The organism is Hymenobacter nitidus (genome assembly GCF_020447315.1).
GTDB lineage: Bacteria > Bacteroidota > Bacteroidia > Cytophagales > Hymenobacteraceae > Hymenobacter > Hymenobacter nitidus.
Genome location: NZ_JAJADQ010000001.1, coordinates 226,249 through 243,113, shown reverse-complemented (window position 1 = coordinate 243,113; position 16,865 = coordinate 226,249). Strand labels below are relative to the sequence as shown.

The 16,865-nt window shown below is 60.4% G+C and carries 14 protein-coding genes; 11 read left to right on the top strand and 3 right to left on the bottom strand.

All coding sequences use genetic code 11. From position 1 onward, the window contains the following. Positions 1 to 51 precede the first annotated feature (51 nt). The 3 genes from LGH70_RS01025 to LGH70_RS01015 form a co-directional block, all read right to left on the bottom strand. Positions 52 to 1,113 carry an Ldh family oxidoreductase gene (locus tag LGH70_RS01025; protein ID WP_226181845.1) on the bottom strand — a complete coding sequence of 354 codons (1,062 nt, stop codon included), beginning with the start codon at positions 1,111 to 1,113 and terminating at the stop codon, positions 52 to 54. Between the two features lie 109 nt (positions 1,114 to 1,222). Further along, the gene (locus tag LGH70_RS01020; protein ID WP_226181843.1) at positions 1,223 to 2,173 is read right to left on the bottom strand and encodes a Ppx/GppA phosphatase family protein; all 951 of its coding nucleotides are present in this window, start codon (positions 2,171 to 2,173) and stop codon (positions 1,223 to 1,225) included. 98 nt (positions 2,174 to 2,271) lie between these two features. Further along, a complete protein-coding gene (locus LGH70_RS01015) occupies positions 2,272 to 3,153 on the bottom strand; it encodes a class I SAM-dependent methyltransferase (protein ID WP_226181841.1) in 882 nt (293 codons plus the stop codon). Between the two features lie 148 nt (positions 3,154 to 3,301). Here LGH70_RS01015 and LGH70_RS01010 point away from each other — a divergent pair, with 148 nt between their 5' ends. The 11 genes from LGH70_RS01010 to LGH70_RS00960 all read left to right on the top strand — a co-directional run bounded on the left by LGH70_RS01010 (position 3,302) and on the right by LGH70_RS00960 (position 16,843). Then, positions 3,302 to 3,793 carry a DinB family protein gene (locus LGH70_RS01010; protein WP_226181839.1) on the top strand — a complete coding sequence of 164 codons (492 nt, stop codon included), beginning with the start codon at positions 3,302 to 3,304 and terminating at the stop codon, positions 3,791 to 3,793. Positions 3,794 to 3,867: 74 nt separating this feature from the next. Further along, positions 3,868 to 4,665 carry a diaminopimelate epimerase gene (gene dapF, locus LGH70_RS01005; protein ID WP_226181837.1) on the top strand — a complete coding sequence of 266 codons (798 nt, stop codon included), beginning with the start codon at positions 3,868 to 3,870 and terminating at the stop codon, positions 4,663 to 4,665. 71 nt (positions 4,666 to 4,736) lie between these two features. Continuing rightward, positions 4,737 to 5,261, top strand: a complete 525-nt coding sequence (locus LGH70_RS01000) for a GNAT family N-acetyltransferase (RefSeq protein WP_226181835.1) — start codon at positions 4,737 to 4,739, stop codon at positions 5,259 to 5,261. A gap of 192 nt (positions 5,262 to 5,453) precedes the next feature. Continuing rightward, complete coding sequence (locus tag LGH70_RS00995; RefSeq protein ID WP_226181833.1) at positions 5,454 to 6,680, top strand: glycosyltransferase family 1 protein; 1,227 nt, start codon at positions 5,454 to 5,456, stop codon at positions 6,678 to 6,680. A 90-nt stretch (positions 6,681 to 6,770) separates the two neighbouring features. Continuing rightward, the gene (gene glf, locus LGH70_RS00990; protein WP_226181831.1) at positions 6,771 to 7,946 is read left to right on the top strand and encodes a UDP-galactopyranose mutase; all 1,176 of its coding nucleotides are present in this window, start codon (positions 6,771 to 6,773) and stop codon (positions 7,944 to 7,946) included. Positions 7,947 to 8,141: 195 nt separating this feature from the next. Then, positions 8,142 to 9,449, top strand: coding sequence for a family 1 glycosylhydrolase (locus LGH70_RS00985; protein WP_226182668.1), 1,308 nt, complete (start codon positions 8,142 to 8,144; stop codon positions 9,447 to 9,449). 3 nt (positions 9,450 to 9,452) lie between these two features. Beyond that, positions 9,453 to 10,385 (top strand): SDR family oxidoreductase, encoded by a 933-nt coding sequence (locus LGH70_RS00980; RefSeq protein ID WP_226181829.1) that lies wholly within the window; start codon positions 9,453 to 9,455, stop codon positions 10,383 to 10,385. Positions 10,386 to 10,590: 205 nt separating this feature from the next. Beyond that, positions 10,591 to 13,992: a preprotein translocase subunit SecA gene (secA, locus tag LGH70_RS00975; RefSeq protein WP_226181827.1), complete on the top strand. Its 3,402-nt coding sequence runs from the start codon at positions 10,591 to 10,593 to the stop codon at positions 13,990 to 13,992. A 262-nt stretch (positions 13,993 to 14,254) separates the two neighbouring features. Continuing rightward, entirely contained in the window at positions 14,255 to 14,938 is a 684-nt protein-coding gene (gene deoC, locus LGH70_RS00970; RefSeq protein ID WP_226181825.1) for a deoxyribose-phosphate aldolase, read from the top strand. Next, positions 14,919 to 15,467, top strand: a complete 549-nt coding sequence (locus tag LGH70_RS00965) for a sporulation protein (protein WP_226181822.1) — start codon at positions 14,919 to 14,921, stop codon at positions 15,465 to 15,467. Before deoC ends, LGH70_RS00965 begins: the two co-directional genes overlap by 20 nt. A gap of 155 nt (positions 15,468 to 15,622) precedes the next feature. Beyond that, positions 15,623 to 16,843, top strand: coding sequence for a M20 metallopeptidase family protein (locus tag LGH70_RS00960; RefSeq protein ID WP_226181820.1), 1,221 nt, complete (start codon positions 15,623 to 15,625; stop codon positions 16,841 to 16,843). Positions 16,844 to 16,865 lie beyond the last annotated feature (22 nt).

The following is a 16,865-nucleotide window of genomic DNA, read 5'->3' as shown; positions in this document are numbered from 1 at the left end:
AAGGCTGCCTGTAGAACACAGGCAGCCTTTTTTATAGTTATAGGTTAACTTCTACAACTGCACACCGAACTTCTTGCCCACGCTCTCCAGATCTTGGATGACCGGGTCAAGCAGGGGAATGCCACCCAGCAAACGGTGCTGGGCCATAATGCGCTCCGGGTCGCCGGGAATGATAACCTGCTTGCCTTCCACGGCCTTTGCGTTGCGGAAGGTGCTGATCCAGTTGTCCATGTGGGCCTTGAACTCGGCGGCGGGCCGGAAGGCATCCACGCGCATGGCCCCGAAGAAGTGGCCAATGCCCTGACCCACCGGGTCGGCGGGGGGCTGCAGAAACGCCACAAACGGCGGTACCCACGGCCCATAGTTGGCCCCCGATAGCACAGCCGAGAAAATGTCGACCACACTGCCCAGGCAGTAGCCCTTGTGGGAGCCGGTTTCGCCGCCCAAGGGCAGCAGAGCGCCGCCGTTTTTCACGGCATTGGCGTCGGTCGAGCCGCTGCCGTCGGCATTTTGCACCCAGCCTTCGGGCACCGGAATCTGCTTGCGCTGGGCTATTTCCAGCTTGCCGTTGGCAGCGGTGGTCGTAGCGAAGTCGGCCACGAAATCGGGCTGCTCACCGGCCGGAATGGCTACGGCAATGGGGTTGGTGCCCAGCAGCCGGTCCAGGGAGTAGGTAGGGGCTACCAGCGGGCTGGCGTTGGTCATGGCCATCCCAATCATGTCGTGAGCCAGGGCCTTCATGGCGTGGTAGCCGGCAATGCCGAAGTGGTTGGAGTTCTTCACCGACACCCAGCCGGTGCCGGCCAGCCGGGCCTTCTCTAGGGCAATGTTCATAGCCTTGGGTGCTACTACCAGCCCCAGGCCCCCGTCGCCATCCACGACGGCCGTGCTGGGCGTTTCGTACACCACACCCACTCGCGGCGTGGCGTTGATGCGGCCCGCCTCCCAGAGCCGGACGTAACCGATAAGCCGCGCCACGCCGTGGGAGTCAATACCGCGCAAATCGGCCGACAGTAAGGCTTCCGTGGCCAGCGTGGCATCTTCCGGCGGGCAGCCCATGCTGAGGAAAACCGATTCGGTGAAGGTGAAAAGCTGGTTGTAGGGAAAGGTCATGAGGGAAGAACGTTAGGCAAGTGCGGTCAGGCGTTGCCATTACAATGCGTCTGTCCTCCTGCGCAAGCTCAGGAGGACAGTTTAAACAAGATGATGTTCAAACGAGAAACTACTGGGTCAGCATTTCCTGGAGCAGGCCTTCTTTGAGGGCGTAGGCCGAGGCGCGGATGTGCAGGAAATCGTAGCTCTTGAGCACGAAATCAATCAGCACGCAGGCCACCACAATCATATCGGCGCGCATGGGCGTCATGCCGGGCATGGCCACGCGCTGGGCGTGGGTGCTGTGCAGCAGCTCGTGGTAGCTCTGGTAGAAGCTGTCGAGCGAAATCGGGGTTTCCGGGGGCAGGTTGTTGCCGCGGGGCTGTCCGGCGCGGGCGGCCTGCAGGTCGCCGAGCGTGTCGAAGGTGCCCGAGGCACCCACCAGGGCCGAGGGGCGGTAGTGCTGCACGGCCGCGGTAAGGGCGGCGAGCTTGGTGGTCAGGTACTGCCACAGCTCGTGCACGTCTTCGGTGGTGAGCGGGTCGTTTTTGAAGAACCGGTCGAGCAGGCGCTGGGCCCCGATTTCGAAGCTCTGCTTCCAGAAAATCGTTTCCTGATTGGCCACGATAAACTCCACGCTGCCCCCGCCGATGTCCATAATCAAGTGGGGCTCCGGGCCCAGGGACACGGCCTGGCGCACACCCTGGCAGATAAGCTCGGCCTCCCGGGCACCGGGAATGATTTCCACCCGAATGCCGGTCTGCTCGAAAATGTCGCGCACCAGGGCCGGGCCGTTGTTGGCATTGCGCACGGCGCTGGTGGCCGTGGCCCGCACTTCCGTTACTTGGTGCAGCTCGATTTCCTCCTGAAAGGCCGCCAGCGTGTGCAGGGCGCGGGCGTAGGCCTCCGGGGCTATTTCGCCCTTGCTGATGCCGTCTTCGCCCAAGCGCACGCCCACTTTGGTGCGCAGCAGCACCACCGGCTCGGGGTGGCGGGCCTCGGGCAGCTCCACAATCAGCAGGTGAAACGTGTTGGTGCCCATGTCAATCAGGGCCAGGCGTCGGTGACGGGGAGTGGTCATTGGGGTGTAGTCAATGGGTTGTGGTTTTTGTCCCGCCGGTATAATTAGTTGCCGAGGCAGGGCCAATAACCAACAACAAACAACAAAAAACCAACAGCTCAGGTAGCAAAGCGGCAGAACGTGCCCAGCGGCAGCTTGCGTTGGCCCCGGTCGTGCAGGTAGATTTCCCCGATTTCTCGGGTGCGGTGGTTTTTGGGGAAGATTTCCGTAACCAGGTTATCCAGAATCAGCGCCGAGAAGCCCAGAGAATACAGGTTAATCAGGAAGAAGTGGTCCTCGGGGTCGAGCAGCTGCTGGCAGAGCTTGAGCATCTCGTTCAGCTCGTCTTCCAGCTGCCACTTCTCGCCGTTGGGGCCGCGGCCGTAGGCGGGCGGGTCCAAGATCAGGCCTTGGTACTTGTTGCCGCGCTTCACCTCGCGGTGCACGTATTTCATGGCGTCTTCCACGAGCCACCGCACGCCGTCGAGGCCGGAGGCTTCCATGTTGTCGCGGGCCCAGAAGTTGACCTGCTTCACCGAGTCGAGGTGGGTCACGTCGGCGCCGGCGGCGCGGGCCGCCAGCGTGGCGGCACCGGTGTAGGCAAACAGGTTCAGCACGCGGGGCACGGCGGCCTTGCGCTGGCGGGTTTGCTCGTAAATAAACTGCCAGTTGGGGTCCTGCTCCGGAAACAGGCCCACGTGTTTGAACGAGGACATGCCCAGCCGGAACTTCAGCTTCAGGTCGTCCTGGCCGTAATTGATGATCCACTGCTCGGGTGTGCCAGGCTTTATTTTCCACTGGCCGCGCTCCTGGCTGCCTTTTTCGCGGGTGAAGGTGGCATTGGCGCGCTGCCATTCGCTGGCGGGCAGGTGGGGGTCCCAGATGGCCTGGGGCTCGGGCCGGGCCAGGATGTGCTTGCCAAATCGCTCAAGCTTTTCGAAGTTGCCCGAGTCGATCAGCTCGTAGTCAGGCCAGTTGCCGGTGGTCAGAAAAGAATACATACGAATGCGCTAAAATGCCGCGCTGCGGCCCGTCAAAGGTAGAACATCCGGGCTGAACGACGACCCCGACCGCCCGCAGGAGTGGGAGAGGGGCCGGATAAAACCCGGGTAGCCACGAAATCAGCGCGTCTTTGCGTATTCTCACATCATGACCGAAATCCACCGCATCCACGACCAGCTCCAGCGCGCCTTCGCCGGCCAGGCCTGGTCGGGGCCTTCGCTGCTGGCCTCGCTGCAGCATCTTACCGCCAGCCAGGCCGCGGCGCATCCCGTGGCCCGGGCCCACAGTATCTGGGAGCTGGTGCTGCACCTCACCACCTGGGTGAAAGTGGTACAGCAGCGCCTAACGACCTTGCAGACGCAGCCCGTGGCCGATGCGGTGGACTGGCCCGCGCAGCCCGCCCGGCTCGATGAAGAATTCTGGCAGCAGGCCGTGCACCAGCTGCGGGCCGCGCACGAGGCCTTGCTGGCAACCGTCGAAACCCTGACCGACGCCGACCTGGAACGGGTAATTGCAGAGCCGGACAGCAGTGAACCAAGCCCCCGCTCTACGGTGTATATCCTGCTGCACGGCTTGGCCCAGCACAACCTTTACCACGCCGGCCAGATTATGCTGCTGCGCAAAGCCCTGGGCCTGTAAGCTGCTTTTCCAGCCTGTATATTCTCCCGCTTCTGAACCCACCGATTCCTGCCATCTTTGCACCTATTATGACCATGACTACGCTTACTTTCCATAAATACCAGGGCACCGGCAACGACTTCGTGATGCTGGATGACCGCGCCCGGCAGTTCGACGAACACAACCACGCCCTCGTGCGCCACCTCTGCGACCGGCGCCTGGGCGTCGGGGCCGATGGCCTGGTGCTGCTGCGCAATCACCCCGAGTTTGATTTCGAGATGGTGTATTTCAACGCCGACGGCTACGTGGGCTCGATGTGCGGCAACGGCAGCCGCTGCACCGTGGCCTTTGCCAAGCAGCTGGGCGTGATTCAGGACAAAGTCCGGTTTCAGGCCGCCGATGGCCCCCACGACGCGCACATCGATGCCGATGGACTCGTGCATCTGCGGATGCACGACGTGCTGGGCCAGCAGGAAATAGAAGACCACGGCGTGTTTCTGGATACCGGCTCGCCCCACCTCGTGCGGTTTATGCCCAGCAGCTCCCTGGTCGATTTGAACGTGTTTGCCGAAGGCCGCGCCATCCGCTACAGCGACCTGTTCCGCGAGAAAGGCACCAACGTCAACTTCGTGGAAGCTCCCGCCGCGGCCGACCAGCCCTGGCAGGTGCGCACCTACGAGCGGGGCGTGGAGGACGAAACGATGTCGTGCGGTACGGGCGTTACGGCCGTAGCCCTGGCGGCGTCGCGGCGCGGGGCCAGCAGCCCAGTGCACCTGCGTACCCGGGGCGGCGACCTGCGGGTGTCCTTCGAGCCCCGCCCCGATGGCACGTTTACCAATGTCTACCTCATCGGCCCCGCCCGGCGCGTGTACGGCGGCACGATTGACGTCTAGCTTTTCCCGGTTTTAGTACCCCGGCCCTAGTATGTCTGACTGCTAGGGCCGGGGTATTTTATTTTGAAGTGATGCTGCAAAACGGAAGTATACGGCTTCGGGCGTTGGAGGAAACGGACCTGGACTTTCTCTACGCCCTGGAAAACGACCCCAGCATCTGGGGCGTGTCTGACACGCTGGCGCCCATTTCCCGGTTTGCGCTGCGCCAGTACCTTCAGCACGCCGGCGCCGACTTTTTTGAGGTGCGCCAACTGCGTCTGGTGGTCTGTGCCAACGAAGAACCTGTTGGCACGTTGGATTTATTCAACTTCGAGCCGCTGCACCAGCGCGCCGGCGTTGGTATTACCATTCAGGCAAATGCCCGTCGCCAGGGCTATGCTCAGGAAGTATTGGTACTATTGCTAGAATATGCCCGCCACACTCTGCGTCTGCACCAGTTGTATTGTACCGTGGCGGCGGATAATAAAGCCAGTCTGCGGCTGTTTCGGCGGGCCGGGTTCCGGCGGGTTGGGGTGCGCAAAGAGTGGCTGCGAAAAGATTTTTCCTGGCAGGATGCTATTGAGCTGCAATATATTCTGGTTGAAAAAACCAGCTGATAACGAATGTATTACCTAGCAACGTGAAAGCCGTGCGGCTGGTAGTGTTGAGCTTGCATTATTTAATGATTTGCGGGTAGCGGAGCCGAACGTATCCTTTTCCGGGGGGCTTGCGTAAAAACCAGTGTCGCGGAAACAGGGACTGTGTTGAACACTTTTCCCGCGGCGCATCTACTTTCTAGCTTCTTTGATATGCCGCTCTCTACTCCGGCGGAGGCACCAACGCGCGCTTCCTCCTCTGCTACAGCCAACCCTGATTCTGCCGCTAAAACTGGCCTTGCCGGTTCCGATTTTACGTATTCCCTGCCCGATTTTGTGTGCTTCGCGCACCTGCACTGGGACTTTGTGTGGCAGCGCCCCCAGCACTTGCTGTCGCGCTTTGGGCAGCATGGCCGCGTCTTCTACGTGGAAGAGCCCTTCATTCACCACGACCAGAAGGCGTCCGAATTCGCCCACATGGAGGAAAAGGACCGCAACGGCCTAAAAGTGCTGGTCGTGCATTTACCCGCTGGCCTGACGGAAGATGAGTCGGATGCGCTGCAGGCGAAAATCCTGACGCAGTATTTTGCCGAGAATAGCATCAACCAGTACGTTTTCTGGTACTATACCCCGATGGCGCTGAGCAAGTCGCGCCACTTCACGCCCCTGCTCACCGTCTACGACTGCATGGACGAGCTGGCCGCCTTCAAGTTTGCTCCCGCCAAGCTGCGCGAGCTGGAGCAGGAGCTGTTCAAGAAAGCCGATTTAGTGTATACCGGCGGCCAGAGCCTCTATGAAGCCAAGAGTCTGCAGCACAGCGATGCGCATTCTTTCCCCAGCAGCATCGATAAAGACCATTTTGGCCAGGCCCGCACCGCGCTGCCCGAGCCCAAAGACCAAGCTGGCATTGCCCATCCCCGCGTCGGCTTCTTTGGCGTGGTCGATGAGCGCCTGGATATTGAATTATTGGGCCAGCTGGCCGAAGCGCACCCGGAGTGGCAATTCGTCATTATTGGCCCCGTAGTCAAGATCGACGCGGCCACTTTGCCTCGATTTAAGAACATTCATTACCTCGGCGGCAAAGAGTACAAGGAACTCCCAACATATTTATGCGGTTGGGATGTAGCCACGCTGCTCTTCGCCGATAACGAAAGCACGAAGTTTATCTCACCCACCAAGACGCCCGAATACCTCGCGGCCGGTAAACCAGTGGTGAGTACTCCCATCCGTGACGTGGTACGGCCCTACGGTGATTTGAACCTGGTTCAGATAGCCGCTACGGCCGATGAGTTCGGCAAAGCCATTGCCAAGGCCCTCGTCCAGAAAGACGACCAGGACTGGCAGAAACGCACCGACGACTATCTGGCCACCATTTCCTGGGATCTGACCTGGCAGCGCATGGTGGAACTCATGCAGGACAAGCTGAAACACAAACAGTAAGCTCGACCGAACTGCAAAGCTTCATCCTCCGTATTGCCATTACCTATCCTTTCCACAACTGCACATTTCAGCCACCAAGACACGCGCGCTATGTTTGACTATCTCATCGTTGGGGCCGGATTTGCCGGCAGTGTACTAGCCGAGCGGCTGGCTACTCGTTCGAATAAAAAAGTGCTTATCCTGGATAAGCGCAGCCATATTGCCGGTAATGCCTACGACCATTACAACGAGGACGGGATTCTGGTCCACAAGTATGGTCCGCACATTTTCCATACCAACTCGAAAGACGTATTCGAATACCTCTCCAATTTCACCGATTGGCGCCCCTACGAGCACCGCGTACTGGCTTCCGTCGATGGCCAGATGGTGCCCATGCCCATCAACCTCGACACCATCAACAAACTCTACGGCCTCTCGCTGAACAGCTTCGAAGTGGAGCAGTTCCTGGAGTCGCTGGCCGAGCAGATTCCGGTCATCAAGACTTCGGAAGATGTGGTGGTCAGCAAAGTAGGCCGCGAGCTGTACGAGAAGTTCTTCCGCAACTACACCCGCAAGCAGTGGGGCATGGACCCCTCGGAGCTGGATAAGTCGGTGACGAGCCGTGTGCCCACCCGCACCAACCGCGACGACCGGTACTTCACCGACACTTACCAGGCCATGCCGCTGCACGGCTACACCCGGATGTTTGAGCGCATGCTCGACCACCCCAATATCAGCATCATGCTGAACACCGATTACCACGACGTAATCGACTTCATTCCCTTCAAGGAAATCATCTTTACCGGCCCGGTTGACGAGTATTTTGACTTCAAGTTCGGCAAGCTACCCTACCGCTCGCTCGAGTTCAAGCACGAAACGCTGAACACCGAGAAGTTCCTGGCCGCACCGGTGGTAAACTACCCCAACGAGCACCTCTACACCCGTATTACGGAGTTTAAGGCCCTCACCGGCCAACAGCACCCCAAAACCAGCGTGGTGTACGAATATCCCAAAGCCGAGGGCGACCCATACTACCCAATTCCGCGCCTCGAAAACGCCGAGTTGTACAATAAGTACAAGAAGCTGGCCGACGAAACACCCAACGTGCACTTCGTAGGCCGCCTGGCAACGTACAAGTACTACAACATGGACCAGGTAGTAGCCCAGGCCCTGACGCTCTACAAGAAGCTCACCGACAAAGCCGAGAAAGTGGCCGACAAGCCCTCTATTACCGGTTCAGCCTCCATTATGGAGAAGCTTGTACCGCGTGACCCGGCCAAAGAGTAGTATCTAAATACACCGGCGCAAGCCGGCCGCAGGTGAACTGTCATCCTGCGCAGCAAGCAGCACTTTTTGGCCTTCTGAAGTCAATTCGGAGCCCAGAACTGGTCTGTAAGGCTGCGCAGGATGACAGTCCTGTTTTCTGCCTACCTTACCTGAACACTAGGCAGGGTAGGAATTCGTCCACGAACCGAAGCTGTGATGGAGAAAGTTGACGTATGGGGCGGGGTGGAGTGCACCATCCGACGAATCGGGGACGGCTACTCTGACCAGCTCGTGAGTAGTGGGCACCGCACCCGCCCGGAAGACCTTGACTTGATTGCCGAGCTTGGTATTCGGAAGCTACGCTACCCCATTCTCTGGGAACAGGTGGCCCCCGAAAGCCTTGATTCGCCCGACTGGACCTGGACCGATGAGCGCATGGCGCGCCTGCGGGAGTTGGGCATCGACCCGATTGTAACGCTGCTGCACCACGGCAGCGGCCCGCGCTACACGGCGCTGCACCAGAAAAACTTTGTGCCGGGGCTGGCCCGCTTTGCCCGCATGGTAGCCGAGCGCTACCCTTGGGTGAAGCACTACACGCCCGTGAACGAGCCCCTGACTACGGCCCGCTTCAGCGGCCTCTACGGCATCTGGTACCCCCACGCGCTGGACGACACTACGTTTGTGCGCATCCAGCTCAACCACATCAAGGGCACCTGCGCCGCTATGCGGGCCATCCGGGAAGTGACGCCTGATGCCTTACTGGTGCAGACCGAGGACCTGGGCAAAACGCACTGCACGCCCCAGCTGACCGGCCAGGCCGAGTTTGAAAACAACCGCCGCTGGCTCACGTTCGATTTATTGTGCGGCAAACTCGATGCCCAGCACCCCTTGTGGGGCTATTTGCGGGAAAACGGTGCTTCCGAGGCCGAGCTGCTACAGCTCGTGAAGCGGCCCTGTCCACCCGATATTCTGGGCATCAACCACTACGTGACCAGTGAGCGGTTTCTGGACGAAAATCTGCAGCACTTTGCCGGCCACCACTTGTGCCGCAGCGCCGAGCGGGTTGATTACGTGGATGTGGAAGCCGTGCGCGTGCGCCTGGTGCAAACCGCCGGTCTGCACGACCTGCTGCTCGAAGCCTGGGACCGGTATCATTTGCCCATTGCCGTAACGGAAGTGCACCTTAACTGCACCCGCGAAGAGCAGATGCGCTGGGTGCACTACGCCTGGGAAGCGGCCAACCAGCTGCGGGCAGAGGGCGTAGATATGCGCGCCATTACCATCTGGTCGTTGCTGGGCGCCTACGACTGGAACACGCTGCTCACCCAGGACGGGGCGTTTTACGAAAGCGGCGTCTTCGATTTGCGCGGGGGTAAACCTCGCAAGACGGCCCTGTTCAACATGGTAAAAAGCCTGGCCACCGAAGGCCACTATCATCACCCGTTGCTCCAAACCAAAGGGTGGTGGGAACGGGACGACCGGTTCCGCTACCACCATCATTGTCCGACCTCCACAACCTCCTGAGCTATGCAAATTCTTAATTTTAGTGACCTGAATACGGGGCCGGTTCAGCCCACGATTCAACCTCTGCTTATTACCGGGGCCCACGGCACCCTAGGCCGGGCCTTCCAGCGCATCTGCGCCATCCGGGGCATCGAAACCGTGGCACTAAGCCGCGCTGAACTCGATATTACCGACGCACTGGCCGTTGAGCTGGCCCTGACGCGCTACAATCCGTGGGCGGTGGTAAATGCGGCCGGCTACGTGAAAGTGGATGAGGCCGAAAAGGACTTTGCACGCTGCTACCGCGCCAATAGCACGGGGCCGGCCGTACTGGCCGCCGCCTGCGCCTACCGCGACGTTCATTTTCTGACTTTTTCGTCGGATCTGGTCTTCGATGGGGGCAAAGCCGAGGCCTACGTGGAAAGTGACCTGCCCCGGCCCCTGAGCGTGTATGGTAACAGCAAGCGGCTGGCCGAGCGCGACGTGCTACACTGTATGCCCAATGCCCTGGTGGTGCGTACCAGTGCCCTGTTCGGCCCTTGGGACGAGGACAACTTTGTGTTCAATGTGTTGCGTGCTGGGCAGCAGCAGCAGGCTTTTGATGCCGCCGACGATGTGCGCATCTCGCCCACCTTCATTCCCGACCTGGTGAATGTGGCCCTGGACCTGCTCATCGACGAAGAGAAAGGCGTGTGGCACCTGTCAAATCAGGGCGCCTATACCTGGGCGGAACTGGCCCGACTGGCCGCCGACATGGGTGGCCTGGATACTTCCTTTGTGGTGCCACGGGCCATGCAGACCCTGGGTCTGCCCGCCGCCCGGCCTATGAATAGCGTGCTGGGTAGCCGGGAAGGCGACCTGCTGCCTAGCCTGGAGCACCGCCTGCACGGCTGCGTGAGCGAATTGATGCACGCCCTGCGGAATACGACGGAAGAGCCGATGGCCGTGGCCTCGTAACCGTCAAACTCCGTCATTTGTAGCAGAAACTACTCTTCCCGACCCAAAATACCTGACATCTTTTCTTTCGTAGAAACCCCGCACACTCTTTGAGGTGGCGGGGTTTTGTCGTTTAAAGGGTCGGAGCGACGCTATGGCCGGGGAATTCCCAAAAAACGCCGTAAATTTGAGGTACGCCCCGGCGTTTCAGTTAAAAACTAGCAGCATGTTTGATTTTTTTGGGAAGACCGTCGCCAAGATTTTCGGGACCAAATCGGACCGGGACTTGAAGGAGATTATCCCGTACGTGGCACTCGTTAATGCCGAATATGCCAAACTGGCACAGCTCTCCGATGATGAGCTCCGCCAGCACACCGACGACGTGCGTAGCCGCATCGACGCGCACCTCAAAGGCATCGACGAGCAGATCGGGGCCCTGCACCAGCGCATCAATGAGGACACCAGCCTCGATATTGCGCAGAAGGAGCAGGTTTTCGACCAGATTGATGCCCTCGAAAAGCAGCGCAACAAGGAGCTGGAAGTAGTGCTGTTGCAGGTGCTGCCCAATGCCTTTGCCATCGTGAAGGAAACGGCCCGCCGCTACACCCAGAACGGGCAGCTGGTTGTTACCGCCACCGACTTCGACCGCGAAATTGCGACCCGCAAAAGCAACGTCACCATTCAGGGCGACAAGGCCATCTGGGCTAACAAGTGGACCGCAGCCGGCGCCGAAATCACCTGGGACATGGTGCACTACGATGTGCAGCTCATTGGCGGCGTGGCGCTGCACCAGGGCAAGATTTCAGAAATGGCTACCGGTGAGGGTAAAACCCTGGTGTCGACCCTGCCGTCCTTCCTCAACGCCCTGGCCCGCCGCGGTGTGCACGTGGTAACGGTGAACGACTACCTGGCCAAGCGTGACTCCGAATGGAACGCGCCCTTGTTCGAGTTCCACAAGATTACCGTGGACTGCATCGACAAGCACCAGCCCAACACCGATGCCCGCCGCAAAGCTTACGCGGCTGACATTACCTACGGCACCAACAACGAGTTTGGCTTCGACTACCTGCGCGACAACATGGCGCGCGAAACCAGCGAGCTGGTGCAGCGCAAGCACCACTACGCCATGGTCGACGAAGTGGACTCCGTGCTGATTGACGACGCCCGGACTCCGCTCATCATCTCGGGGCCCGTGCCCCGCGGCGACGTGCACGAGTTCTACCAGCTCAAGCCCCGCATTCAGATGCTGGTTGATGCCCAGCGTAAGCTGGTGCAGGACTACCTGGTGCAGGCCCGCAAGCTCATCAAGGAAGGCAAAGACGGCGTGAAAGAAGGGGAGGGCGGCCTGATGCTGTTCCGCGCCTACCGCGGTCTGCCCAAGAGCAAGCCCCTGATTAAGTTCCTCTCGGAAACCGGCGTGCGCGCCGTGCTGCAGAAGGTGGAAAACCACTTCCTGGCCGACAACTCACGGCAGATGCCTGAGGCCGATATGCCCCTGTTCTTCACCATCGACGAGAAGAACAACCAGATTGAGCTGACTGAAAAAGGCATTGACCTGATTACGGCCCAGGGCGAAGACCCGCACCTGTTCATCATGCCCGACATCGGGATGGAAATTGCGGCCATCGAGAACAACAAGTCCATCAACAACGAGGACAAGCTGCATCAGAAGGAAAAGCTGATGGCCGACTACAACGAGAAGTCGGAGCGGGTACACACCGTAAACCAGCTGCTGAAAGCCTACACGCTGTTTGAGCGCGACGACCAGTACATCCTGACCGAAGACGGCAAGGTGAAAATCGTGGATGAGCAGACCGGCCGCGTGATGGAAGGCCGCCGCTACTCCGATGGTTTGCACCAGGCCATTGAAGCCAAGGAAAACGTGCGCGTGGAAGACGCCACTCAGACGTACGCTACCGTTACGCTGCAGAACTACTTCCGCATGTACCACAAGCTTTCGGGCATGACGGGTACGGCCGAAACGGAAGCCGGTGAATTCTGGGAAATCTATAAGCTGGACGTGGTGGTGATTCCCACCAACCGCGGCATCTCCCGCAAAGACGAGCACGACAAGGTCTACAAGACCGTGCGCGAGAAGTACAACGCCGTAGCCGAGGAAATCCAGACGCTGGTGAAAGCCGGCCGCCCGGTACTGGTGGGTACGACGTCGGTGGAAATTTCGGAGCTGGTAAGCCGTATGCTCAAGCTGCGCAGCATTCCGCACCAGGTTCTGAACGCCAAGCAGAACCAGCGCGAAGCCGAAATTGTGGCCGCTGCCGGTTACCCAGGTACGGTTACCATTGCTACCAACATGGCCGGCCGTGGTACCGACATCAAACTGCGTGAAACCTCCAAGGAGTCAGGTGGTCTGGCCATCATCGGTACCGAGCGCCACGAAAGCCGCCGCGTTGACCGGCAGCTGCGGGGCCGTGCCGGCCGCCAGGGCGACCCGGGTTCTTCGCAGTTCTTTGTGAGCTTGGAAGACAACCTGATGCGCCTGTTCGGCTCCGACCGGATTGCCAAGCTCATGGACCGTATGGGTCTGGAGGAAGGCGAGGTAATTCAGCACTCCATGATTACGAGCAGCATCGAGCGGGCTCAGAAGAAAGTGGAGGAAAACAACTTCGGCACCCGCAAGCGCCTGCTGGAGTACGACGACGTGATGAACGCCCAGCGCGAGGTGGTGTACAAGCGCCGCCGCAACGCCCTGTTTGGTGAGCGTCTGGAGCTGGACATCTGGAACATGATTTACGACGTCTGCGAGGACATCGTGGTGGGCCACAAGGTAACCGGCGACTTCGAGGACTTCAAGCTGGCCATCATCCGCGTGTTTGGCTACGATACCTACATCACCCCGCAGGACTTCAGCGCGCAGCAGGCTCCGGCCCTCACCCAGAAGCTCTACGACGAGGCCATGGGGTATTACCACAGCAAGAACGAGCACATTGCCGGCAATACCCTGCCGCTGGTGAACGACCTGCTGAGCAACAATGCGCCCTACGAGAACATTGCCATTCCGTTCACCGACGGCCGCAAGCAGGTAACGGCCGTGGCCAACCTGCGCAAGGCCCAGGCCAACGGCGGCCACGAGGCCATCCGCGGGATGGAAAAAGTCGTGGTGCTGGCCATCATCGACGAGGCCTGGACCAAGCACCTGCGCGCCATGGACGACCTGAAGCAGGTGGTACAGAACGCCGTGTACGAGCAGAAAGACCCACTGCTGGTCTACAAGTTCGAGTCGTTTGAGCTCTTCAAGCAGATGATTGGCAAGGTGAACGAGGAAACCGTATCCTTCCTCTTCAAGGCCGATATTCCGATGAACCAGGAAGCCGGCCACACCGACGAGGTAGAGTACTTCGTGGAAGACGAGCTGCCCGCTCCGGCTCCCGCGCCCAAGCTGAAGGCCCAGAAAGAAACTTCCTCGGTTTCGCTGGGTGCCGGCCCCGAGGACCTGGGCCCCGAGCCTACGCCGGTGCTGGAAAAGCAGGTACCCGTGCGCAGCCAGAAAGTTGCCAACCGCAACGAGAAAGTAAGCGTGCAGTACATGGACGGCCGCATCGTGCGCGACGTGAAGTACAAGAGCGTGGAAGACGACCTGCTCAACGAGCGGTGCGTGCTGGTTGACTAAGCAAGTCGGCGCTTTTTGCCAAGCAGAAAAGGCCGGTGGTTTCTTCGGAAGCTACCGGCCTTTTTTGTGGTAGGCATTCTACCCGCCCACCCTGCTCGCAGGGCAAATAGCAGGGGCGGCATTATCTTTGTGCCGGGCGCGTTGGCCCGCGCCAAAGCCCCCACCGATACCCGTCTGATCCGGCCCGCCGGAAAATGAGTAGTATTAAGTGGCAGGTAGCTTTTGGGAGCTGCCTGCCACTCCGCGTTTGTAGCCCCACCCTATGACTCAAAACTCTACGAATGGCCTAGCCGCCCGCATCGACCACACCTTATTGCGGCCCGATGCTACCGAAGCCCAGATTACTCAGCTTTGCCAGGAAGCGGCCCGGGCCCGGTTTGCCTCCGTGTGCGTACCGCCCTGCTACGTGCGCTTTGCCGCCGAGCAGCTCGAAGGTTCGGGCGTGCCGGTCTGCACGGTGGTGGGCTTCCCGCTGGGCTACCAGATTACCAAAGTCAAGTTTTTCGAAACCCACCAAGCCCTGGCCGACGGCGCTACCGAAATTGATATGGTCATCAATGTGGCGGCTTTCAAGTCGGGGCGGCTGACGGAGGTGCAGGACGAAATCGGGCAGCTGGCTGAGCTGTGCCACGTGAAGAAGGCCATTCTGAAGGTCATCATCGAAACGGCCCTGCTCACGCCCGACGAGATTATTACTGCCTGCCAGCTCTGCGAATCGGCCGGGGCTGACTTCGTGAAAACCTCCACCGGCTTTGCCAGCCGCGGAGCTTCCGTAGAAGATATTGCCCTGATGCGCCGCCACCTGCCGGCCCATATGCGTATCAAGGCGGCCGGCGGCATCCGGACCCGTACGGCCGCGCTGGCCCTGGTGATGGCCGGTGCCGACCGGCTGGGTTCTTCAAATAGCCTAGCTTTGCTGGAAGAAAATGATATACTTAGTTCGTAACGTGCTGCTGCTGTCCTCCTTTTTGACGTTGGCGGCCTGTGCGGCGTCGGCACCGGCCGGCTCCGGCACGGCCCCCGCCCCCGACACCACCCGTAAAGCCACCACCCAATCGGCGCCCGAAGACCTGAGCCGCTTCCGGCCGGTGTTCACGGCCCCCAAAACGACAGTGTTGGCCCCGTCCGTCAGCCGCTCGCCCGTTACGCCCATCAGCCACGTCAACCCTCAGATTGAGCAGCGCCTGCGCGACCAGGCCTATACCAACCAGAACGTGAAGTATGCCCAGGGCTACCGGATTCTGGCCTACGTGGGGCTGGAGCGGGAACAGGCTATGGCTACCCGGCGGGCCATTATCAGCCGCTACCCCGAGGAAACCGACTACATTACCTTCAAGCAGCCGGTTTTCCGTCTCTGGATTGGCGACTACCTCACCCGCCTGGAAGCCGAGCAGGCCATGCTGCGCATCCGGCCGCTGGCCCCCAAGGCCGAGCTGGAGCCCGCCCAGGTAGTGCTGAACAAAACGAGCTTCTAACGGGATATTATCATCCCGAAAAGGCAGCGCCCGGCCCCGCCCGACTCCGTAACAGGGAGCGGGCGGGGCCGGCTCATTTTCGGGCGTACTTTTGCGTACTGCCCGCCGGGTGGTATGTTTGATGAGTTGCCCCACTATTACCACTTGCGAAACGTATGTCCTCCGCCGAATCCGTGTTACAGAAAGTGAAGTCCCTGGCCGCCGCCGCCGCCGCCGATACCGTGGCCATCCGCCAGCACCTGCACGCGCACCCGGAGCTTTCCTTCGCCGAGTATAACACGGCCGCGTTTGTTACGGAGCAGCTGCGCCAGCTGGGATTGCAGCCCCACACCCTGGCCACAACCGGCGTAGTAGCCCTCATCGAAGGCCGCAACCCGACGTCCCGCACCGTGGCCCTGCGCGCCGACATGGATGCGCTGCCCATTCAGGAGCAGAACGAGGTGGCCTACAAATCCACGAACCCGGGCGTGATGCACGCCTGCGGCCACGATGTGCATACGTCGTCCCTGCTGGGCACGGCCCGTATCCTGAGCCAGCTGCGCGACGAGTTTGAGGGCACCGTGAAGCTGATTTTTCAGCCCGGTGAGGAGCTGCTGCCCGGCGGCGCTTCCCTTATGATAAAGGAAGGCGTGCTGGAAAACCCCAAGCCGGCCAGTGTGCTGGGCCAGCACGTATTTCCAATGCTGCCGGCCGGTAAAGTAGGGTTGCGGCCCGGGCGCTACATGGCCAGCACCGACGAGCTGTACCTGACCGTGCGGGGCAAGGGCGGACACGGCGCCATGCCCGAGCAGAACCTCGACCCCGTACTGGTGGCGGCCCACATCATCGTGGCGGCTCAGCAGATTGTAAGCCGGCGCGCCAGTCCCAAGCTGCCCTCGGTGCTGTCGTTCGGGAAGGTCATTGCCAACGGCGCCACCAACGTTATTCCCAACGAGGTTCGCATTGAAGGAACTTTCCGCACCCTGAACGAGGACTGGCGCCGCGAAGCCCACGGCCATCTGCGCAAGCTGGTGGAAGGCCTGGCCGAGTCGATGGGGGCCACGGCCGAGCTGGAAATCCGCCACGGCTACCCCTACCTGGAAAACGAGCCGGCCCTGACAGCCCGCACCCGTGCCGCCGCCGAAGCCTACCTGGGACCGGAAAACGTAATCGAGCTGGATCAATGGATGGCCGCTGAAGACTTTGCCTACTACTCACAGGCCGCCGACGCCTGCTTTTACCGCCTGGGCACCCGCAGTGAAGACGGCCGTAATGCCTCTTCTGTGCACACGCCTACTTTCGACGTCGACCCCAAGTCTCTGGAAGTCGGGCCCGGCCTGATGGCTTGGCTTACGCTGCAGGAGTTGGCGGCTGCCTCGGCCGGCAGCCAGGCATAAGCCTAGTTATCCGAGTACTTTT